Below are 22,054 nucleotides of genomic sequence, written 5' to 3' on the forward strand. Positions count from 1 at the left end.
GCCCAAAACAAAACCCCGCCGACGTAGAAGTGGCGGGGTTCGGAATTTCTGTTGTTACGCGAAATAGATCAGGCGATTTCTTCCAGACGCGCGAGAGCTTCGTTTAGTTTTGCTTCTTCTTCCTCGCGGGCGGCAAGGTTGGCTTTGGCCTCTGCCACAACTTCTTCCGGGGCCGAGGCCACGAATTTCGGGTTGTTCAAGCGCCCGCGCAGGCCGCCCAGCTCCTTGGCCAGCTTACCCTTGGCCTTTTCCAACCGTTCCTTTTCGGCGCCGATGTCGATAATATCCGCTAGCGGTAATCCGAAGGAGGCTCCGGGCGCGGCGATCGAGATGGTACCTTTGGGCAGATCATCCGCCTTGGTCAGGCTGTCGATCCGTGCCAGCCGTTTGATCAACGCTTCGTTGCGGTCCCACGCGGCTTGTCCGTGTGCGTCGATCTCAGTCACCAGCATTGGCACATAGAGGCCCGCCGGAACCCGCATCTGCGCGCGCGCCGAGCGGGTGTTTTCGATCACCGAGATCACCCAGTTCATCTCACGATCTGCTTCCGCGTCGATCAGATCTGCGGCGGCATAGGCTGGCCAATCTGCGTGGACGACCATCTTGGCGCGGTTGCCGGTCAGGCCCCACAGCTCTTCGGTGATGAAAGGCATGATCGGGTGCAGCAAGACCATGCACTGATCCAGTACCCAGCGCATGGTGGCGCGGGTTTCGGCCTGTGCTTCGGCGTCGTCGCCCTGCAACAGCGGCTTGGACAGTTCCACGTACCAGTCGCAGACTTTGCCCCAAACAAAAGCATAAAGACCGTTGGCGGCGTCGTTGAAGCGATAGCTTTCCAGCGCCGCGTCGACCTCTTCCCGCACGCGGGCGGTTTCGCCGATGATCCAGCGGTTCACGGCGGCCTTGGGGTTCAGGTCGGCAACGTCCAGTTGCGGAACGGCGTCGGTGAAGACTTCGTTCATCTCGGCAAACCGGACGGCGTTCCACAGTTTGGTGCCGAAATTGCGGTAGCCGGTGATGCGTTCTTTGGACAGTTTCAGCACACCGCCAATCGCCGCCATTGATGCGTTGGTAAAGCGCAGCGCGTCGGCTCCGAATTCGTCCACGATCTCCAACGGGTCGATGACGTTGCCGGTGGTCTTGGACATCTTCTTACCCTTCTCGTCGCGGACGAGCGTGTGCAGGTAGACCGTGTGGAACGGAATCTCGTTCACCACGGCCAGCTGCATCATCATCATCCGGGCGACCCAGAAAAACAGGATATCCGCCCCGGTGATCAGAACGTCGGTCGGGAAGTAGCGCTCCAGCTCCTCTGTCTGCTCAGGCCAGCCCAGTGTACCGATGGGCCAGAGGCCGGAGGAGAACCACGTGTCGAGAACGTCGGGATCGCGCCAGACCGGGTAGACCAGCTTGGTCGGATCCTGTTCGACTGCATATTGAGCGAGGCTTTCCGCAAACTGATGGATTGCTTCCTGCTTGTTTGCGACTTCGATAACCGTCGCGTGGCTCAGCGGGCTGGGTATGTTGGCGTTGTCGTCCAGGAATTTCTCGACAACGGCATCGAAGTTTGACGCACATTCCATGACATTGCCACGGTGCAGCATGCCGCCTTCGTTCAGAAGGCGGCCAAGTTCGACCAAATCAAGGTCGCCGTCGTTCTCGTCATCCTTGAAATCTTCCGCAGACAGATCAAGGCCATACCAGACCGGGATCTGATGTCCCCACCACAGTTGGCGCGAAATGCACCAGGGTTCGATGTTTTCCAACCAGTGGTAATAGGTTTTCTCGCCAGATTCTGGGATGATCTTGACCGTGCCATCTTTGACCGCGTCCAGCGCCGGGCCAACAACCTTTTCGGCATCGACGAACCACTGATCGGTCAGCATCGGTTCGATCACAACTTTTGAGCGATCGCCAAAGGGCTGCATGATCAGCTTGGATTCGACCAGCGGCACCGCATTGTTCGCGCCCTCATGATCAGGTTTCAGAGCGGTCGAACCCAATCGCACGTCATCCGCACGGGTCATGACAGCCAGACCTTCGCTGGTAATCTCTTCTACAACCTTGGTTCGTGCCTCGAACCGGTCCAAACCCCGCAGGTGATCTGGTACAAGGTTGATTGCGTCGATCTCGCCTTCGGTAAAGGACTGACCGCGTGCATACTGCCCTGCCTTGTAGGCCTCGTTGGCGTAAGGTGCCCCATCTGCGCGCATGTGGCCGCTTGTGTCCATCAGGCGATAGCAGGGGATGTTGCCACGTTTGGCGACGCCATAGTCATTGAAATCGTGCGCCCCGGTGATTTTCACCGCGCCCGAGCCGAAATCGGGATCGGGGTATTCGTCGGTGATGATAGGGATCTGGCGGCGATGTTCCTTGGGACCGACCGGTATTTCACACAGCTTGCCGACGATAGGTGCATAACGCTCGTCCGAGGGATGAACGGCAACCGCGCCGTCACCCAGCATAGTCTCGGGTCGAGTGGTCGCGATCGAGATGTAGTCGCGCTCTTCCTCAAGCACGATATTCCCATCTTCGTCCTTCTCGACGTAAGTATAGGTCTCGCCACCGGCCAGCGGGTATTTGAAGTGCCACATGTGGCCCGCGACTTCGATATTTTCGACCTCAAGGTCCGAGATCGCGGTCTCAAAATGCGGGTCCCAGTTGACCAGACGTTTGCCGCGATAGATTAGGCCCTTGTTGTACATCTCAACAAAGACCTTGATCACCGCATCATGGAAGTTCGCTGAATTTTCGTGCCCTGTGCGCGGGTCACGTGGCGCGCCTGCCATGGTGAATGCATTGCGCGACCAGTCGCAGGACGAGCCCAGACGTTTCAGCTGTTCGATGATCGTGCCGCCGTATTCGCCTTTCCATTCCCAAACTTTGTCGAGGAATGCTTCGCGGCCCAGCTCACGCCGTCCAGGCTGCTGGGTTGCGGCGAGCATCTTTTCCACCTGCATCTGCGTGGCGATGCCCGCGTGGTCCTGACCGGGTTGCCACAGCGTGTCGAAGCCGCGCATCCGGTGCCAGCGAGTCAGAATGTCCTGCAGGGTGTTGTTGAAGGCATGACCCACATGCAAGGCACCCGTCACGTTGGGTGGCGGGATCATGATGGTGAAGCTTTCGTCGCGCGATTTGTTCGCGCCTGCCTTGAAGGCTCCGGCCTCTTCCCAGGCCTGATAGATGCGGGCCTCGGCCTCGGCCGCGTTGAATGTCTTTTCCATCGCCATGGGGTGCGTCCTGCGTCAACGATTTCGGGTCAGCGCCTGCAATAGCGAATGCGCGCAGGAAGGGGAAGGGTCTGCGCCCGACCACAGCGACTTATCCCGACAGATTCAGCGATTGCCTGACGAAATGACCTCATACAGGCGGGTTTTGTCCTGTGCGCCCTCGGCTAGCGCTTTGGCTTGATCCTGCCGGATGCGTTCGTGCAGATTCAGCGCCTCAGACGAGAACAATTCGTCGGGCACGGGGATATGTATGAAATTCCCGCTCCGGTCTTCTCCACGTGCCGCAACGGCATAGTCGCGGTCCGCAACCATCTGCTGAGCATTCGGGTTTAGGTACCGGATTGCCAGCCCGATCCGTCGATCATCTGACAAATTAGGCCCGGACCCGTGTATCGTCAGCCCGTGATGCAGCGACATCTGTCCAGGTTGCAATTCGATGTGAGTTTTCTCATCTTCGGCCACATCGACCGCCACTTCCTGCCCTCGCGATAACAGGTTGTTGTCGGAAAATGTATCAATATGCGGCAGGATCGGGTTCTTGTGGCTGCCTTTCACGAAATCCATGCAGCCACTTTCCGTTGTGGCTGGGGACAGCGCGATCCACGCGGTCACTTGATCCGGCGTCTCACCCATACCCCAATAGGTCAGATCCTGGTGCATGCCCACCACATGCGTCGAGTGCGGTTCCTTGATAAACAACTCAGCTGACCAAAGCAGCAGGTCGGGGCCCAGCACCCCCTCGACCACATCCAGAATCCGTGAATCCAGAGCGATACGGGCCACGAGCGGCATAACCACATGTGCGTTCACCCGTTTGTACATGTTGAGCGGCAGGGGCAGATCTTCCTCGCCCCATGTTTGTTCGATGTCTTCAAACTCAGCGCGCAGAGTGGCCGCTTCGGACTTATCGAACACGTTTACCGGGAAGACAAAGCCGTTTTCCCAGTAGGCGTCGATCTGATCGGGCGTCAACCGGCCATTCGTCAGGGCAATTGGGCGTGTCATGAAACCTCCGTCAGGCTGAACCGCACGATCAGTCTACGGAACGTTTTTCTGATACAGCTACGCTGTTTGCGACACGCACGTGGCCTTTTTCATTTGTGCAAGGCGCTGGACATCAATTTGCTGAAGGCTAGTTTCGCGTCGGTGGGCAGTCAAAGGATCAGGCAATGAAAAAATTTGGCAAAAGCCAGTCGGTCCCGCGGACCGAAGATCAGCGGTTTCTGACGGGGCAGGGCCAATACATGGATGATGCTGTGCCCACAGGTGCTTTGCATGCAGTGTTCTTTCGTAGTCCGGTTGCGCACGCAGAAATCACTTCGCTGGATCTGGATGCCGCGCGCGAAGCTGAAGGTGTGCGTCTGGTCATGGCGATTGATGATCTGGCAGCAGCAGGCATTGACACGGTGATGAATGCCACCGTGGTGCCCAATCGGGACGGATCCAAAGGCGCTGCGCCAGAGCGGCACATGCTGGCCAAAAGGCGCGTCCGTTTTGTAGGTGAGCCGGTGGCCGTGGTCATTGCCGACACACGGGCTCAGGCCCATGATGCGGCAGAGCTGATCTGGATGGACGCCAGCGACCTGCCCGCCAAGATCGACGTGGCACCGGGCGGAGAGCCCCTGCATGAACAAGCCCCAAACAACCGAGCGTTTGACTGGGGGCTGGGCGACGAGGCCGCGACCGAGGCAGCCTTTCACGCCGCTGCCCATACCGTCTCGCTAAATGTTCTGGATAACCGAGTGATCATCAACTCGATCGAACCGCGCGGTTGCCAAGCCGATTGGTCAGACGGGCGACTGCGTTTCGCATATGGTGGTCAGGGCGTTTGGGCGATGAAAGCGCAATTGGCGCAGAAACTGAAACTGGACCCGAAGGCTCTGCGCGTTACCACCCCGGATGTCGGTGGCGGGTTTGGCATGAAGGTGATGCCGTACCCCGAGTATTTCTGTGTCGCAGTCGCTGCGATGAAGCTGGGCCAGCCGGTTCACTGGATGTCCGACCGGACCGAGGCGATGCTGTCCGATCACCATGGTCGCGACCTGACTTCATTGGCAGAGCTGGCCTTCGATGAAAACCACAAGATCACTGCATACCGCGTCCACAGCAAAGTCAACTTAGGGGCCTACAACAGCCATTTCGGGCAGGCAATCCAGACCGACCTTTTCAGCAAGGTCCTGATGGGCGCCTATGACGTGCAGACCACCTATCTGCGCGTTGAAGGCTTCTACACCAACACAACGCAGGTCGATGCCTACCGCGGCGCGGGCAGGCCCGAGGCGATCTATGTCCTTGAACGGGTCATGGACCGCGCTGCACGTGAACTTGGCGTTGACGCTTGGGAATTGCGCCGCAAGAACTTTATCCGCCCTGAGAAGTTCCCGTACAAAACTGCCACTGGGGAGACTTATGACGTAGGCGACTTTGATATGGTGTTGAGCCGCGCGGGCGATCAGACCAAGGGCTTTGCTGCCCGCAAAGCCGCAGATGCGGAACAAGGTCTGATTCGGGGGCGGGGGCTTTGTTACTATATCGAAAGCATTCTGGGTGACCCTTCAGAAAATGCAAAGATCGAATTTTGCGACGACGGTAGGGTGAACATCTATGTCGGCACTCAATCGAACGGGCAGGGCCACGAAACAGTCTATACCCATTTTTTGTCCGACCAGACAGGTATCCCGGTCGACCGGATTACAGTGGTTCAGGGCGATACTGATAGGTTGGCCCATGGCGGAGGGACCGGCGGGTCGCGTTCGGTCACGGTGCAGAGCACCGCAACTCTGGCCATGATTGACAAGATGATCGCCGCATTCACGCCTTATCTGGCTGATAAAATGGGTGTGGAGGAGGCAGATGTGCGTTTCGATCATGAAACCTTCCGTGCACCGGGTTCGAACCTGACGCCCACCTTGACTGAAGCAGCGGATATGGCCCGCACCGATGGTCGTACCGATCTGTTACAGCACGAGGCCCGCGCGAATCTGGATGCGCGCAGCTATCCAAATGGCGCCCACGTTGCCGAAGTCGTGATCGATTCTTACACTGGCGAGGTGAAGGTGGATCGTTACACCGTGGTGGATGATTTCGGCAATCTTATCAATCCGATGTTGGCTGAAGGACAGGTGCATGGCGGTGTCGTACAGGGTATCGGGCAAGCGCTGAATGAGCACGTCGTGCATGATGCCGACGGGCAACTGCTCACGGCTTCGTTCATGGATTACGCCTTGCCCCGCGCGGCTGACATACCCATGATTAAGTTTACCTCGGCGCCCGTTCCGTCAACCTCTAATCCGATGGGTATGAAAGGATGTGGCGAGGCTGGCACCGTGGGCGCGCTGGCCGCTGTAGCAAACGCGGTTCAGGATGCGCTCTGGGATCACGGGGTGCGGCAGGCAGATATGCCTTTCACGCCTCACAAAACATGGGAATTGCTGACGTATGGTTCTGTCGCAGCTGAGTAAAAAGGTTCTGGGATGGCTCGGACGGCCTCTGCGTTCCGAGCATTCTGCCGAGGCGCTGCACCGCGACCCGATCAGCCACGTCATCATACTCGACGGCACCATGTCCACTCTGGAACCGGGGTATGAGACCCATGCAGGCCAAGCCTATCGCCTGTGTCGGGAGATGGGCAGCCAAGTTTCGGTCTTCTACGAGTCCGGCGTTCAATGGGAAAGTTGGAAATCCTCGCTGGACGTTATGATGGGGCGGGGTATCAACCGCCAAATCCGCCGCGCCTATGGCTATCTCGCCTCGCGTTACAAACCGGGGGACCGTATCTATTTCATCGGATACTCGCGTGGCGCCTACGGGGTACGAAGCCTGGCAGGGGTTATCGACATGATCGGGTTGCTCAAAGCTGAACATGCCACCGAGCGGAACATCAAACAGGCCTATCGCCACTACGAATGCAACTCCAGCGGAACAGCAGCGCGCGATTTCCGCCGGAAATTCTGCCACGAAGACGTCGCCATCGAGATGATCGGCGTTTGGGATACGGTCAAAGCGTTGGGCTTGCGCCTGCCACTGCTCTGGCGTTGGGCTGAGGAGCGTCATTCCTTTCACAGCCATCAACTCGGCCCGGCAACTCGCCATGGCTATCACGCGATGGGTCTGGACGAGACACGCGAAGTGTTCGAGCCGGTCCTGTGGAAGTGTACCCCCGATTTCAAGGGCCATGTCGAACAGGTCTGGTTTCGCGGAACACATGGCGATGTCGGCGGACAACTCAACGGGTTCGAAGAAGCGCGCCCTCTCAGTAACATTTCCCTGATATGGATGCTGGACAAGGCCGAGTTGCATGGTCTCCCTTTGCCAGGCGGCTGGAGAGATCGGTATCCCACCGATACGTCCGCCCCGTCCGTCGGAACATGGCGCGGCTGGGGCAAGATTTTCCTGCTGCGCAAGCATCGCAGGGTGGGCAAGGACCGGTCAGAGAAGCTGCATGTCTCGGTTTCTCCGGATGAATTGCCCCGCTGGGTGCCAATGCCGGATTTGCCTTCACATCCGGCGCAGTAGGCACCTAGTCGAACTCGGCGGCACGGTTGGCTGAATTTGATGCATTGAATGCGGTCATGATATCAGCTTGGATATTCCGCCCCAGTGAAAGCGCAGGCAGTTCGTCTGCCGCAAAAAAGGCTGCATCTAAAGTCTCGGCACCCGCAACCGGAGCGTCCATTTCAATTTCGTCGCAAAGGAAGAACAGCTTATAGAAATCCCGGGCATCAGCGGGATAGGGGTGTCGTGCCTTGTGGCGCAGTGCGTATAATTTCCGAGCTTGCACCCTTAGCCCAGCCTCTTCCCAAACTTCGCGTTCAATGTTTTCCGCAGGTGAACTTCCAATATCTGCAAATCCGCCGGGCATAGCCCAGCAACCATCGCTTCGCTCTCGCACCAATAACAGTTTTTGATCACGGAAAACTGCACCGCGAATATCAATGCTGGGCGTGGCGTAGCCGGCTGCATGTTTTGAAATCAGTCCGTCGATCCGGGACAGCGGAACATGGCCCAGATCAGCAAGCATAGCGCGGGCGATGTCAGCGAGCTCGTCATATCGCTCGCGGTCAAAAGAATCTTTGGTGAAATGCTGGCCGGTTTCGGCCAGCGCCAACAGGCGTTTTGCGCGTGCCAGCCAGGTATCCTCCATCGCTGTCGGATCCTGGCGCATTGGCCTTACCGCCGCCGATCTCTGCGCGAGCTCATCGGCTGGAAGGCCACGCCCACATGTGCCTCGCAATAGGGCTTACCAGCCTCAGTTGGCAGGCCGCAGAACCAGAAATCCTCGGTCGCGGGGTCGCCAACGGGCCATTTGCAGGTCTTTTCGGTCAGCTCCATCAGCGTCAGCTTCTTGGCCTTTTTCTCGATTTCGTTGACCTTGGCAAGCGCCTCAGGACTGATTTCATTTGCCGATGGCTGCGGTGGAAGAGGTTGCCCCGCCGGGATGATCTGGCGACGTGCCGGAATAGCCGGTTTCGCCTCGGGCGCCGGGGTTGGGCGGGCCGGTTCCGTCTTGGGGGCGGGCTTCGGTTTGGCTTCGGCCTTGGGCGCTGGTGCCGGCTTTTCCTTGGGTTCCGACTTGGCCGGGGTCGCGCCAGTTGCGCGGTTCGACAGACCCAGGCGATGCACTTTGCCGATCACGGCGTTGCGGGTAACACCGCCCAGTTCCTTGGCGATCTGGCTGGCCGACTGGCCCTCGCCCCACATCTTCTTCAGCAGTTCTACGCGCTCGTCAGTCCAGGACATCATTTGCCTTTCAAAAGCGGAAAGCGGCCCCGGATTCGGGCCGCCTTGGGAATTCGTCTCAGCACCCTATTTTAATCACTGCGGCCCGAGTTACAAGCGGTCTTCGAATCAGGTAAGGGGCAGAACATGCAGATTCACACTGATCACGACCCGCGTCGTTTCGGAGCAGTCAACTGGATGGGGCTCTACACGCTGGCTCAGCGCGAAACTCTGCGCTTTCTGGCCGTTTGGACACAGACCCTGGTGGCGCCGCTGGTGACAGCGGGATTGTTCCTGCTAATCTTCAATATCGCCGTCGGCCCAGGGCGGCCAGATGTGATGGGTGTACCATTCCTGACCTTTCTGGCGCCGGGGATCATGATGATGACTGTGATTCAGAACGCCTTTGCGAATACGTCGTCGTCAATGGTGATCGCCAAGGTTCAGGGCAACATCGTCGATACGCTGATGCCCCCACTGTCGCCGCTGGAAATTCTGTTGGGCTATCTTGCTGGTGGCATTGTTCGAGGCGTCCTGATCGCCTTTGTTGTGGCAGTGGCCCTGGCGCTTGTTCTGGGGTTGGTACCTCAGAACCCTCTGATCGCACTTCTTTTTGTCATTCTCGGCGGTGCATTCATGGGGGCGCTAGGCCTGTTTGCGGGGATTTTCGCCAACAAGTTCGACCAGATGGCAGCCATCACCAATTTCATCGTGACTCCTTTGGCGTTTCTGTCCGGCACGTTCTATTCGGTCGAGGCCTTGCCGCCCGTCCTGAACCGGCTGAGCCACGCAAACCCGGTCTTCTATCTGATCGACGGTTTGCGCAATGGCATGATCGGAGTTTCCGACAGTTCACCCTATCTGGGTATGGCAGTATGCAGTGGCGCAACCCTTCTGGTTGGGGCTGCGACCTGGCAAATGTTGCGGACAGGGTATCGGCTTAAGGCCTAAGCTGCCTCGGCCAGCGATCCCGGCTGCAATGCGATCCTTGGCCGCCCCAGCCGGGGATGAAGGCGAGCGGCCACTGCCCAAGCCCCGAACAGAGCAAATCCGCCAGCAGCAAACACGCCGGCCACAGGTGCAAACAGCAGAACCAGAGACGCGGCACCGGGCGTTAGAATGCCTGAAACGTCACGATAGCTGGAGTAAATTGCCGACATTTCGGTACGCTCGGACGGTTTTACTGCCATCAGAAACGGCAGTCCCGCACAGATATCCAGCACGATCAGCCAGACCGAGCCCAATACCAGCGCCGCGACCGAGGCGACAGGCCACCCGGCAAGCACACCGGCGACGACAAAACAAACGCCGCAGGCAGCAAACCCCACGCGAACCGCGGTTCGCAAAGACCGCCCTTGTACCCATCGCAAAATCAGTGGGGCAACGAATAGCATCGCGTTTGTTGCCGACAACAGGATACCACCCAATTGCTCACCCAGCCCGTTTTGAATTGCGAAGATAGGCAGATAGACAACGTAAATCCACCAGCCGCAGGACCGGATCATTGCGAACAAGTATCCGGCAACCAATCTGGGTTGTGCAAAGAACCGAGGTAAAAACACCAGTGGGTTGTTGGCAGGTCCGCGTGCCTTTGTGATCAGTTTTCCATTACCCAGGCGCATACGCCAGAACAGGGCCAGCATGGCGACGGCCGCAATCGCGCTGATGACAAAGGGGGCAGGGGCCCAGACCTCCATCAGCAATACGCCCGCCATCGGGCCGCCGGTCCACCCCAAAGCGCTGTAAAACATGCGGCTGGTCTCGCATCGGCCCAGTTCAATTTTATTGATGTAGTCAAGTACATAGGCGTTGAAGCAGATAAAGGTTACGACCGTGGCGACTGTGTTCAGCGCCAAAGCACCCACAACTGCTGCAGGGCTGCCCTCGATCGCCAGCAACGCGCCGCAGATGAACATGATACAGCCAACGCTGTAGGCCCATCTGCGTGGTACAAACCGTATGATAAACGGCACCATCAGTCCGGCGATCAGCGAGATGATCCCGACCAGAAAGTACAAAAAGGAGACCGAGGACGCGTCGCCCAGCGCACGATACATCACCAGCGGAAAGACTGAGATCAGGATTCCGCGTACAATGGCCTCGAACCCGGCAAGGATGCCAAAATCGCGGACTGAAGGGGCAGGGGCGTGGCGAACCCATTCTGGGATGCGTCGTTCATGCATGGGCAAACTCTCAAATCAACTCGGGCCGGTTAGCATCCGGGATCAGAGTGTTCATGAGGGTTTGCGACATGGGCGTCGCCCTCAGGCTAAGCGCAATGAATTTTTGTATGATTAGCTGTGACGCGCGCGGGATTCCCGCCAAACCATGATCAGCGCGCCGGTCAGGATGATGGCCGATCCTGTCAGGCTGATTGCATCCGGAATAACGTCAAATACAGCAAAGTCGTAGAATGCTGCGAAGATAAGCGTGGCATAGCTGATCGGAGCCACAAATGAGGCGTCCGCTCGCGCCATTCCGTTCACGAAACAGGCCTGCGCGCAAGCCATCAACACGCCGATTCCCGCCAACGCCGCCCATTGAGCAGGGGTGGGCATTTGAAACACGAAACTCACCGCAACTGTCGCGATGGTCAGCCCCATAGCGTTGTTCACAAGCAGGATCTGGATCGGCATCTCGCGGCCCGAGAGTTTCTTGATGAAAATCAGCTCCATCCCGATCACCGCTGCAGCCGTCAGCGCCAGCAATGCGGCGGGCTGAAAGCTATCGGGTGTCGGTCGCAGAAGGATCAAAGCGCCCGTCAACGCCACAGTGGCGGCAAGCCAGCGCCATGGTCCCACGCCCTCCTTCAGTAGAGGAATGGCGAGGACCATCGCGAAGACCGGGTTCAGAAAGGAAATCGCCGTGGCGTCGGCTATCGGAATATAGGCGACCGAGGCGAACATCAGTGTAATCCCCAGCCAGCCAAAACTGGTTCGCCCGATGTGCAGGCCCCAATGCGGGCGGCTCACGCGCGGACGCAGAATGCCGACCGCGCTGATGATCACCAGAAATGCGAACAGAAATCGCCCATGGCTGATCTGCATCGGATGCAGCGCGGGGCCTAGCGTATCCGTCCCCAGCGCCTTGGCGAGCAACGTGGTTGCCGCAATGAAGGCGCTGGCCGCAAAGATCAACGCGGCCGCGAGGGGCGGGTTATGTCTTTGGGCGACAAACATGGCCAAGCGGTGCGCCAGCGCGGGCCGAATGGCAAGTGGCAAAGCTTTGTTTCAGGGCGAAATTTTCGAAACGTCGATTTTCAGGGTTTTCAGATCCTGCACGCCCCGCTATACGGCGTCTCATGATCAAACATGCACATATCCTGCGCCTCCGACGCCGACGCATCTTTGCGTAACCGGCCCGTTTGATCCATTTGCGCTGTCCAAATCGGCGCAGTCCCAACCAAATCTGTTGACGAACCCGGCCTTCGTGTATCACTCACGGGGCTTAACCTACCTGAAAAGGATGATCCGATGATCCCGTCCGTTCTGCCGACCTATAACCGCGCGCCCCTTTCTTTCGTGAAGGGCGAAGGCGCCTGGCTGACCGAGGCAGACGGCCGACGTTTTTTAGATCTTGGCGCCGGGATCGCGGTGAACGCATTGGGCCACGCGCATCCAGCGCTGGTGAATGCGCTAACGGAACAGGCACATGCGCTGTGGCATGTCTCGAACCTCTATAATATCCCGCAGCAGCAGGCGCTGGCTGACAAGCTGGTCGAACACACCTTTGCCGACACGGTGTTCTTTACCAATTCCGGCACGGAATCCTGCGAACTGGCCGTGAAAATGGCGCGGAAATATTTCTACGACAAAGGGCAACCCGAGCGAGTCGAGATCATCACCTTCGACGGCTCTTTTCATGGCCGTTCCTCGGCAGGAATAGCAGCCGCGGGGTCTGAAAAGATGACCAAGGGTTTTGGTCCGCTGTTGCCCGGTTTCGTCCACGTTACCTTTGGCGATCTCGATGGCGTCACAAACGCCATCACCGAAAAGACCGCCGCAATCTTGATCGAACCGATTCAAGGCGAAGGTGGGATCCGCCCTGTGCCGGACGCGGAACTCAAAGCCCTGCGCCAGATCTGCGACGACAACGGCTTGTTGTTGATCCTCGACGAGGTTCAATGCGGCGTCGGTCGGACCGGCAAGTTGTTCGCCCATGAATGGGCGGGCATCACCCCGGATATCATGATGGTCGCCAAAGGTATCGGCGGCGGCTTCCCACTGGGTGCGGTGCTGGCCGCTGAAGATGCGGCCAGTGGCATGACCGCAGGAACGCACGGTACGACTTACGGCGGCAACCCGCTGGGCTGCGCAGTTGGCTGCGCGGTGATCGATCAGGTCGCTACCCCTGCGTTTCTCGAAGGGGTCAATCGGAAGGCCGGAATGCTACGCCAAAAACTCGAAGGCCTGATTGCGGAACATCCCGAAGTCTTTGAAGAGGTACGCGGCGCCGGCCTGATGCTGGGCCTGAAATGCAAGGTGCCCAATACCGACATGGTGAACGCAGGCTATGACAACGAGGTCATTACTGTTCCTGCTGCTGATAACGTTATCCGCCTGCTGCCTCCGCTCACGTTGACCGAGGATGACATAGCACTAGCCATGATTCGTCTCGACAAAGCCGCCGCGCAGGTCGAGGCCAAACTGACCACAGCCTGATCTTCAGCTTCATCGCAATTCTCCGAAGGGTCGTGGCGGTGCCCCGACATTCGACAGTTAAAAGTGAAATGATATGAACCACTTCCTTGATATCCACAAAACCGACGCAGCGGACCTGCGGTCTATGATCGATCAGGCCAGTGCAATGAAGCAGGCCCGTCTGGGTCGCCCTAAGGCTGCCCCCGACGATGAACAGCCGCTGGCGGGCCGCATGGTTGCGCTGATCTTTGAAAAACCTTCGACCCGGACGCGCGTGTCCTTTGACGTGGGTGTGCGTCAGATGGGCGGCCAAACCATGGTGCTGTCGGGCAAAGACATGCAGCTGGGGCATGGCGAAACCATTGCCGACACAGCCCGCGTGCTTTCGCGCTATGTCGACATGATCATGATCCGGACCTTCGATGAAACTATTCTGACCGAGATGGCGGAATACTCGGACGTGCCCGTAATCAACGGCCTGACCGACCGCACTCACCCTTGCCAGATCATGGCCGACATCCAGACCTTTGAGGAACATCGCGGCACCATCACGGGCAAAAAAGTGGTTTGGACTGGTGACGGCAACAACGTGTGCGCTTCGTTCCTGCACGCTGCGGCCCAGTTCGGCTTTGATTTGACTTTCACCGGACCGGCTCAATTCGACCCCGAGGAAGAATTCATGGGCCTCGCGCGTCAAAAAGGATCAAAAATCGTGGTCGAACGGGACCCGTTCAAAGCCGTAGAAGGCGCCGATCTCGTTGTCGCCGATACCTGGGTTTCAATGCATGATTCCCAATCAGCCAAGGAACGTCGCCATAACATGCTGCGCCCGTATCAGGTCAATGCCGAGCTTATGTCTCACGCCAAGCCCGATGCGCTGTTCATGCACTGCTTGCCTGCACACCGCGAAGAAGAGGCGACCTCAGAAGTCATGGACGGCCCCAACTCGGTCATTTTCGACGAGGCCGAAAACCGCCTGCACGCGCAAAAGGCAGTGATGCGCTGGTGTCTCGAGGTATAAGAGGCGACTTTACGAAATCCACCTGCCATGGGGCTGCGCGTCAAAAAGCCGTGTTGCCCCACGAATCTTTGAAACGTTTGCTCTGACTCACCCGCAACAGCTGTCGCCAGCTTGGATGGGCGGGCAGGGAACTGTTCCGTACGAGCAATAGACGCAGCAATCCCCTTCTTTCGGCTTCAGAACCGAATTGCAGCCTTTGCATTCATAAAACCACTGGCAAGCGTCCGTCGGCATCGTTTCGATTGCTACGTGCCCGCATTCCGGGCAGGTGAGTGAGCTTGCAAGCTCAACGGGTGGTTCTGTCATTCATGCGCCTCCTCATCATTGTGATTGAACTCAAAAGTCTTCGTCTCGGGAAATGGCGGTAACCAGTCTTCTCGCCGAGCTGTCCAGAGTTCGTAGGTGGGCTTTAGTTGGCAGGGTTGATCCAGAGTGCCCAGATGCACTTCGATCTCGTCGTCCGACCGGGCAAAAACCGACGAGCCGCATTTGGGGCAAAAGTACCGTCCTGCGTAACTGTGAGTTTCCCCATCGATTGTCACCGCGTGATCAGAGAAGACCGCAGCCGCATAAAACACAGCGCCATGATGTTTGCGGCAATTCAGGCAATGACAGATGCCTACCCGAAGCGGCGGCCCCTTGGCCTCGATCCGTATGCAGCCGCAATAGCACCCTCCCGTGAGTTTCTCCAAGCCGCACCCCTTTCGAATAATCCTTCCACCAGATTACCGCGATTGCTGTCCAGGCGTCCATGAAATCACATTGTGATGCGGTTGGCGGTTTTGACGCGCCACCTGTCATCCCCCTGAGGTGGACGTCTGTGCTTCGTTTTCGTGGGACTTCTTCGGGCGTTCAAAGCAATAAAAGCGGGCCTTTCAATTTGCCTAAAGCTGCTGCTTAGCCATCATTGCGCACCATGTTTGTGCGCTGGTGAACTTTGTCCCGCCTGCAGGCAGAGTTATATGCATTCCTGAACGATACACCCAAGGGAGAACAGGCATGAGTTGGAACCCTACCCACAGCGCTGACGGCAAATCGGATAACTCCGCGCTTCAAACACTGATCGTTCCACGCGCCCGCGACCTGGGCGGGTTCGAGGTGCGTCGCGCCTTGCCTTCGGTCAAGCGCCAACTCGTTGGGCCGTTCATTTTCTTGAAGTAAATTCGAAATGGCCCAACCAATTACACATGCTGAGGTTGCTTGGTGTGTGCTTGAGTTGGGTTGATCTCCTCTTTCGTTCATGTCCTTTCCAGCGTCCTCGGTCAAAGACTTAAACCAAGGGTAAAACCGCAGGTGCACTCGACCATGGTAGGCCTCATCTCCATGAGATTGCGGGGAGATATTGGGCCTATCACCCAGGGTGAACCTACCGGAACAAGTAGAGAGACACGAACATGGATGTCAGCAATAGAGGCAAGCCCCTAGCGTTCAGCTATCGGAGGTTCTCGTCTGCTCAACAAAGAGACGGTAATAGTATCAAACGGCAGACCGAGGCTGCGCAAGCGTGGTGTGATGCTAACGGTTATGAACTGTCATCGAGTAATTTCGAGGACCTCGGGGTGTCTGCCTTCAAGGGGGCCAATGCGGAAGTAGGGGCCTTGCGTGGCTTCTTAGAGGCAGTAGAGGAGGGTTCTGTACCGCAAGGCTCCACCCTCCTTGTGGAGTCGTTAGATCGCCTGTCGCGTCAACACTGGCAGCGCGGTCTAGCGTTGCTACAGGACATTGTTGAGAGCGGTGTGAACTTCGTAACGCTGTTCGACGAGAAAATGTTTAAAGCCAATGAGCCTATCGACTTTGCTGATGGCATCATGCTGCTAGTTGGGTTCCAGAGGGCGAATGAGGAGAGCGAGGTAAAGTCGAAGCGACTGACCGCTGCTTGGGGTGCGAACACAGACGAGACACTTGCAGGCAACCGAGTGCGCTCCTCTCAGACACCTGCATGGATCGAGGTAGTTGGTGATCCCAAGACATCCCGAGAGTTCGAGGTGATCGACGCCAAGGCCGCACTGGTCCGTGACGTATTCCAGAGGTTTGCCAACGGTGAACGCCCGGTAGGTATTGCCCGCGATCTGGCCTCTCAAGGTGTCCCCGCGTTGATCCGGGGGCAGTGGCGGGGGCAGACTGTCAGCCAGTTGGTACGCTCCGAGGCCGCGTATGGGACACTCGAGATAGGTCGCAAGATCACACCCAAGGAAAAGGACGGCTCACTACCTATCCCCAAGGGGTTGTACCGTAAGGGTGACCGAGTGATCATCGATAAGGTAAGAGACTATTTTCCGAGGATCGTAGACGAGGACACCGAACGTCGAGTGAGGTTTCGCTTGGAGCAACGCGAGGCCGCTGGTGGAGCCGAGGTCAAAACGACATCACCAGTTGAGCCCATGCGTCGGCAAACTAAAGCGGCACTGACGGGTGTACTTAAGGTTCCCGGTACGGACAGGAACGCCAAGCGCAAAGCCTACGCTCGAACCGCAGCCTACATCGATCCGGTCTTGAACACGTACATTGGAGCCGTGCCTCACATTGATGAAGTTCTTATCGACTACTGGCCGGAAATCAGGAAGGCCAATGCAGTGGAAACTACACCAGAGACCGAGGGCCTCGAGGCTGCACTGTTGGATGCTCAAGGCACACTTGAGTACCTCCAATCGAAACCCGCAGTAACGCCCCGTCTACTGATGGCTGCGCAGGCTGAGGTCGAGGAACTCGAGGCTGAACTGAAACGGATCGCCGAGAGCGTTGGTATGGGCGTAATCGATCTTCCCCGCGATGTGAGCGACCTCGAGCCTCATGAGTTGAACGCGTTGGTGCGGAGAGTTGTTGCTCGGATCGACGTACATAAGGGTGAGGAGATGCGCCTCTCAAAGACACCACGGAAACGCGCTAAAGGCATCAGAGTGCCACACCCCGTCTATGACCTCAGCGTCACCATGCGTAACGGTATTCAGTTAAGCATCGGCAAGGGCCTGAGCGGTCTTAAACCGAGGAGGCCATCAAACGAATTGATCCACTAGGCGACTGAAACAACTACCTTTTGATTGGGCCGAAAAGGCCCATCGAAACACAGCGAACACTTGCGATATAGAGGCGGTTAACATATTGAAAGGGTTGCAAAAACAGCCTTCAGTTGTTCTTGATTTGGTGACTCGCACGGTCTATCCGGGTTCCATAAACATGGTACGGAAGGACACCACAAATGAACCTGAAACATTTCTCGAGCGTCGAAGAAGTCATCAAGTTTGCTATGGATGAAACACTCGCGGAACTCCGCCTGTTCACCAGACCAGAAGCGATGTGCAGCGATGCGGTTAGTGACGATGAATACTACGCGTTGGACGCAAAGATCGACGACCTACAGACGGTGGGACGCGAGATGGGTCTTCGGGTGTGAGCCGGTCCAAACGCCACTCTGAATTGAGGCACTTCTCAAGCGTTTACGAAGTTCAAGAGTTCGCCTTCGACGAAGCAATCAACGCGACACAACGGAACATCCGAGAAAACGTTGAGCGTGATGGTCTCGTGGCAGATGATGATTACAAAGCCTTGCAACGGAAAATCGATGATCTCCTAACAGTAGCGCGGAGCCTGGGGTTACCGCAGTAGGTTACGGCTTGGGTCAATTACTGCGCACTTCTGATATACCCCGGAACGTCTCGACTGGTGTACTACTGGTCGGGACGGGACTACCGGAAGCCCAATGGGATAAGGGGTTTCGAATTACTGCTGACTTATGAGAGAAGAAGAAACGAAAAGTTATATCTATAGGTATCACTCAGAGTTACCCCATAGGTTCAACCCTCAGTATCTCCCGGTGTGATTGATGATGGTGATCACCACCTTTCAATAACACTCTACAACCACCCCGAGTTCTCATCAGGTCCTTAGCCTGATGCTATGGTCGGGAACACACGCTATGTTTCCCCTCTCAGTTCAGTGATCCTCACCGATCACCCATCATCCTAATTCCAACACCACATCGATCTTGGTCCTTTGTTCGATGCTGGTTCAGGTCCCACACGGTTCCCCTCAAAGTACACCCTGCGTGTATTGAGTGGTCGAGCTAGTGGGACCTTTTACCGTTTCACTCCGTCCGTGATGTCTGTTGTCAGCTTGGCACATGGGCGGGTTGATGGGGGTCTCTGTTCCTTGGTGACTGTTTCACAGAGACCCCCAAAGTAATCCCAACGCATAACCCAGCACTAGCATCTAGCGAGGTTATCTTCCAAGGCTACGATGCCGATGGGAATATCTTAGTTCTCGGAGGCAACCAGAGTAACGGTGTGAACATCAAACCGTACAACGCGGGCCGACTTCTGGGGTATCGCAGAGCGCCTGGAACTAACGGCACTGCGGAAACGCTACAAGCACTAAGTTAAACCAAGCAACCAGAGTGAAGGAAACGCAAGAGTCTCGAGGATTTTCCTTAAGCTCAATACCGAGAACTTAGAGGGAGCCAATCTGGCTCCTTCATTTCTCGCAGATCACACTCGACTTTCCGTCAGTCGGCGATGCGGTTAAAACATCTCAACTTAATGACCGCTGAGAGCCCTTTTTGACCGATGCTGCGCGCTTCGCGAATGTCCGGTGACGGGTTTCACGCGTTCAAAGAACTAACCGGTACTACGGAGCGATTAGAAAACCGGATTAGACGTTGGCACTGTGCTTTCAATCCAGCCAAAAGAAAATTATTCAATAACCAAATTACTCTTTTATATCAGATACTCACCCATCTAGACGGCTAGCAACTGCGGTGTTACGCAAACAGCGTAGCGCAAGGAGTTAAAGCTAGTGCAGACACCATTAGACGGAGAACTGGCGTTACTCATGCGCCCCATCCCAAGCACCATGGCAACAGACGAGGAACCTGTGATCATCGGTGGTTTGCCGCGTTTACCTGACGATATGGATTGGCCGCGTCAGGCGGATGGCACTCCAACTCATTTCTTTGCCCAATTCGATCTCAGTCGCCTAAAAATGCAACATGATGGGTGTCAAACCCCTGATTTTCCCGACAAGGGAACGCTCTTTGTGTTTATTCCTCTCGGTGATCAAGGATTTCACTCGGAGTATACCGCTCAGGTTCTCTATACAGCAGCTTCAACATCGGATCTGCCTGAGCGAAGTCCACCTCACGGCATCTACAATGTCCTGGAGCAAGACCCCAGCTATATGCACTCAGACGGAATGACACATGATGGCACAGTCCTATTACGCCGCCATGTTGACGTGTTACCCTTCTATTCACCTCTTCCTACCCTCCAAAATCGCGAACTACGGCAATCCGGAAACGAGGAAGAATGGAAACGCGGCCTTGACGCAGAGAAGGCGCAAGATGACCTCCACCGAAAGAACATCGCTGAGGCGTTGCGTGGGGCGAGGCCACTGAACTCATGGCTTGGCGACTACGCAGCCCAAACGCAGTCTGTTGATGTTCTTCCTTACAGTTACGACCGGCACTTGAGTAAAATCCCACGGAGACAGCGGTATTTCGATCTTGAGATGTTGGATTGGCGTTTTGTTTACGATTGGTCACACTTCTTCTACGGTCGTTGTCTGCGTCGAGCCCGTAAGGAAATGCGGCGCGCAGAGACCAACTGGTTGAGCAAGTGGTTTCGTCCCCGTATCCTGCGTCGTGTGGAAATCCACATCGCCGAGTTTGAGAGTATCAAATACAGTCCAAGTGATGAATTCACGCCACAAGCTTCAGTACAACCTCCTAACGCGTCGGCCCCTTTTGACGAGCAGGTAAAACACTGGCTGCACCTTGCGGCACAGCTAAAAGGACCGCTGTTGCCCCATCTGCGACAAGCTTTCGTAAACATGCTGATCGAGATCGACAGACGCGCAAAGATAAGTGGTTCTAATGGAAATCGACAACCTGCGGAAATTGGGATGCTAGAAAGCTATGTGCGTGGATCTCCGGTTAATTCAGACACAACTTTGACCTATGCATCAGACGCGTTCGCACATGCGTTGCCTAGTGAGCCTGTACATGTCCGGCGGCAAGATGACGGCCTGTCTCAGATCGACCGATGGGACTTGAATTTGGCAAAAGTCTACTCGTCTGCCGCAGCTAAATCTGATTACGCTCGTGCTGTACTAGGAACCACACCGCTTCAATTGTTTGGACGAGGCGATGCGGTTCAAAACGCTGTCGATGACCATATCGGTGATGTCTTATTGATGCAGATTGGCGAGGCTATTGGATTGCCGTTGGATATCGGACCAGACATGGCTCTGCATCTTTGGATCAAGCCTGAAGATCTAAAATCTGGGTGCTTTGATCACGTCGAAACAACTATCGAAATGACTTAGACAATCGGATTAAGGCGCGATTGCAGAGAAGCGGACATCGATGCAACCAGAGTAAACGGCAGGTTCGTCCGCACGGCAGACACAGGCGGATAGCCAAAGGAGCGATCATCAGGAAGGTGATTGTGTCCTACCGCAGGGCCGCTCAGGGTGAGTTCAAGCAACTCCGAGAGATCATCAGGGCCGAGAAGCAAGGTCGGGGTGAACTCTTGAAGGCCCAGGTCAGACGGAACCGCGAGTTGTTCCCGGTGACGGCTGGGGGTGGAACCGTGCGGGTGAAGCGCAGGACGTTTGAGGATTTGCTTAGAGAGAGACGTTGAGTGAACTTGGAGGGAGCCAGTAAGGTTCCCTCCTTTTTGCTATTTTGAGAACACTGCAATTATCTTAGCAGCAGCGGTAGTCAAACCTGCAACTTGTGGCAACGCTGATACTAGCGCGTTCCAGAATGCTTTTACTCTGCTGGGTTTCTGTTCGCCCTCTAGTTCGTCAACTAAATCTCCGAGAGCTTCGCGAGATTGATCGCTCCCGTTTTCGTTCACAAATCCAACGAGTGTTGCGATGGCTTGAGCAAGCTCGGTGTCGGTCTTTTCAATTACGCTATAGGAATTTTGTATGTTGTTTCCGATGACAACATTGGACTTTTCACCTGTGACAATCTTTATACCTGCGCCCAAGTAAGTGTCTTCGTTTATTCTCTCGTTTGCCTTGGCGGTCTCTTCTTTCATCTTTTTTTCCTCAGTCAATTTGCGCATTTCAAACGCATCAAGGATTTCTCCGGGTTTACCAGTATCTTCGAAGGCAACTTGGAGGCCAACCAACCCTACGCCCACAGCTAGAACAAATGAAATGATGGGCACTCCGATTGGAAAATCTTCATAGCTAGGTCCATTGATCCATCTGAGGAATGCAATCCCGCTTGGTAGGCATAAAATAGTCCAAAATAGACCTTGCAAAACAAGTGCCTTTTGGCTGGCTCTGACATAGACTTCGTAGGTCTTTGGATCGTCGACAGATAACTGCGAAGCAAGGTTTCGATAGCGAACCGCTTCCGCGACTTCATGTGCGCTTGGACCTTGATTACTAGACATTAACTAAGCTTTGCTCATTGTGAATGACAGTAATGTACCATAACT

At 56.2% G+C, this 22,054-nt stretch carries 17 protein-coding genes and 1 pseudogene; 9 read left to right on the top strand and 9 right to left on the bottom strand.

All coding sequences use genetic code 11. The features are described 5' to 3' along the window. Window positions 1–68 precede the first annotated feature (68 nt). Entirely contained in the window at window positions 69–3,230 is a 3,162-nt protein-coding gene (locus tag AC2TDA_RS01300) for a valine--tRNA ligase (protein WP_480878439.1), read from the bottom strand. 105 nt (window positions 3,231–3,335) lie between these two features. Beyond that, the gene (locus AC2TDA_RS01305) at window positions 3,336–4,235 is read right to left on the bottom strand and encodes a phytanoyl-CoA dioxygenase family protein (protein WP_480878441.1); all 900 of its coding nucleotides are present in this window, start codon (window positions 4,233–4,235) and stop codon (window positions 3,336–3,338) included. A gap of 164 nt (window positions 4,236–4,399) precedes the next feature. Here AC2TDA_RS01305 and AC2TDA_RS01310 point away from each other — a divergent pair, with 164 nt between their 5' ends. Together AC2TDA_RS01310 and AC2TDA_RS01315 are read left to right on the top strand one after the other, a co-directional pair. Beyond that, the gene (locus tag AC2TDA_RS01310) at window positions 4,400–6,691 is read left to right on the top strand and encodes a xanthine dehydrogenase family protein molybdopterin-binding subunit (protein WP_480878443.1); all 2,292 of its coding nucleotides are present in this window, start codon (window positions 4,400–4,402) and stop codon (window positions 6,689–6,691) included. Then, window positions 6,669–7,745 (top strand): DUF2235 domain-containing protein, encoded by a 1,077-nt coding sequence (locus tag AC2TDA_RS01315; protein ID WP_480878444.1) that lies wholly within the window; start codon window positions 6,669–6,671, stop codon window positions 7,743–7,745. Before AC2TDA_RS01310 ends, AC2TDA_RS01315 begins: the two co-directional genes overlap by 23 nt. A gap of 4 nt (window positions 7,746–7,749) precedes the next feature. Here the strand turns inward: AC2TDA_RS01315 and AC2TDA_RS01320 are convergent, their stop codons facing one another. Both AC2TDA_RS01320 and AC2TDA_RS01325 read right to left on the bottom strand, forming a co-directional pair. Continuing rightward, window positions 7,750–8,394, bottom strand: a complete 645-nt coding sequence (locus AC2TDA_RS01320; protein WP_480878446.1) for an NUDIX hydrolase — start codon at window positions 8,392–8,394, stop codon at window positions 7,750–7,752. A 5-nt stretch (window positions 8,395–8,399) separates the two neighbouring features. After that, window positions 8,400–8,969 carry a GcrA family cell cycle regulator gene (locus AC2TDA_RS01325; RefSeq protein WP_480878958.1) on the bottom strand — a complete coding sequence of 190 codons (570 nt, stop codon included), beginning with the start codon at window positions 8,967–8,969 and terminating at the stop codon, window positions 8,400–8,402. 126 nt (window positions 8,970–9,095) lie between these two features. On the opposite strand from AC2TDA_RS01325, the gene AC2TDA_RS01330 reads away from it, so the two are divergent. After that, complete coding sequence (locus tag AC2TDA_RS01330; RefSeq protein ID WP_480878448.1) at window positions 9,096–9,899, top strand: ABC transporter permease; 804 nt, start codon at window positions 9,096–9,098, stop codon at window positions 9,897–9,899. Here AC2TDA_RS01330 and AC2TDA_RS01335 read toward each other — a convergent pair. Both AC2TDA_RS01335 and AC2TDA_RS01340 read right to left on the bottom strand, forming a co-directional pair. Then, complete coding sequence (locus AC2TDA_RS01335) at window positions 9,896–11,131, bottom strand: MFS transporter (protein WP_480878450.1); 1,236 nt, start codon at window positions 11,129–11,131, stop codon at window positions 9,896–9,898. The genes AC2TDA_RS01330 and AC2TDA_RS01335 overlap by 4 nt on opposite strands. A 111-nt stretch (window positions 11,132–11,242) precedes the next feature. After that, window positions 11,243–12,127 carry a DMT family transporter gene (locus AC2TDA_RS01340; RefSeq protein ID WP_480878959.1) on the bottom strand — a complete coding sequence of 295 codons (885 nt, stop codon included), beginning with the start codon at window positions 12,125–12,127 and terminating at the stop codon, window positions 11,243–11,245. A gap of 294 nt (window positions 12,128–12,421) precedes the next feature. Here AC2TDA_RS01340 and AC2TDA_RS01345 point away from each other — a divergent pair, with 294 nt between their 5' ends. Continuing rightward, window positions 12,422–13,609, top strand: a complete 1,188-nt coding sequence (locus AC2TDA_RS01345; protein WP_480878451.1) for an acetylornithine transaminase — start codon at window positions 12,422–12,424, stop codon at window positions 13,607–13,609. Window positions 13,610–13,682: 73 nt separating this feature from the next. After that, window positions 13,683–14,609, top strand: a complete 927-nt coding sequence (gene argF, locus AC2TDA_RS01350) for an ornithine carbamoyltransferase (RefSeq protein ID WP_480878454.1) — start codon at window positions 13,683–13,685, stop codon at window positions 14,607–14,609. 87 nt (window positions 14,610–14,696) lie between these two features. Here argF and AC2TDA_RS01355 read toward each other — a convergent pair whose 3' ends face one another. Together AC2TDA_RS01355 and AC2TDA_RS01360 are read right to left on the bottom strand one after the other, a co-directional pair. Beyond that, complete coding sequence (locus tag AC2TDA_RS01355) at window positions 14,697–14,915, bottom strand: GDCCVxC domain-containing (seleno)protein (protein WP_480847610.1); 219 nt, start codon at window positions 14,913–14,915, stop codon at window positions 14,697–14,699. Further along, window positions 14,912–15,301: a GFA family protein gene (locus AC2TDA_RS01360; protein WP_480847609.1), complete on the bottom strand. Its 390-nt coding sequence runs from the start codon at window positions 15,299–15,301 to the stop codon at window positions 14,912–14,914. The genes AC2TDA_RS01355 and AC2TDA_RS01360 overlap by 4 nt, the downstream gene beginning before the upstream one ends. 307 nt (window positions 15,302–15,608) lie before the next feature. On the opposite strand from AC2TDA_RS01360, the pseudogene AC2TDA_RS01365 reads away from it, so the two are divergent. The 4 genes and pseudogenes from AC2TDA_RS01365 to AC2TDA_RS01380 form a co-directional block, all read left to right on the top strand. Then, window positions 15,609–15,761 (top strand): annotated as a pseudogene (locus AC2TDA_RS01365) (pirin family protein); the annotation flags it as partial. Between the two features lie 242 nt (window positions 15,762–16,003). After that, on the top strand, window positions 16,004–17,623 hold the full coding sequence (locus AC2TDA_RS01370; RefSeq protein WP_480878456.1) for a recombinase family protein: 1,620 nt from the start codon (window positions 16,004–16,006) through the stop codon (window positions 17,621–17,623). A gap of 182 nt (window positions 17,624–17,805) precedes the next feature. Then, window positions 17,806–18,000, top strand: a complete 195-nt coding sequence (locus AC2TDA_RS01375; protein WP_480878458.1) for a hypothetical protein — start codon at window positions 17,806–17,808, stop codon at window positions 17,998–18,000. Between the two features lie 1,397 nt (window positions 18,001–19,397). Beyond that, window positions 19,398–20,924, top strand: a complete 1,527-nt coding sequence (locus AC2TDA_RS01380) for a DUF1963 domain-containing protein (protein ID WP_480878460.1) — start codon at window positions 19,398–19,400, stop codon at window positions 20,922–20,924. Window positions 20,925–21,280: 356 nt separating this feature from the next. On the opposite strand, the gene AC2TDA_RS01385 is transcribed toward AC2TDA_RS01380, so the two are convergent. Further along, a complete protein-coding gene (locus AC2TDA_RS01385) occupies window positions 21,281–22,009 on the bottom strand; it encodes a hypothetical protein (protein WP_480878462.1) in 729 nt (242 codons plus the stop codon). Window positions 22,010–22,054: the final 45 nt, after the last annotated feature.

Source organism: Ruegeria sp. HKCCD6426, from assembly GCF_057221115.1.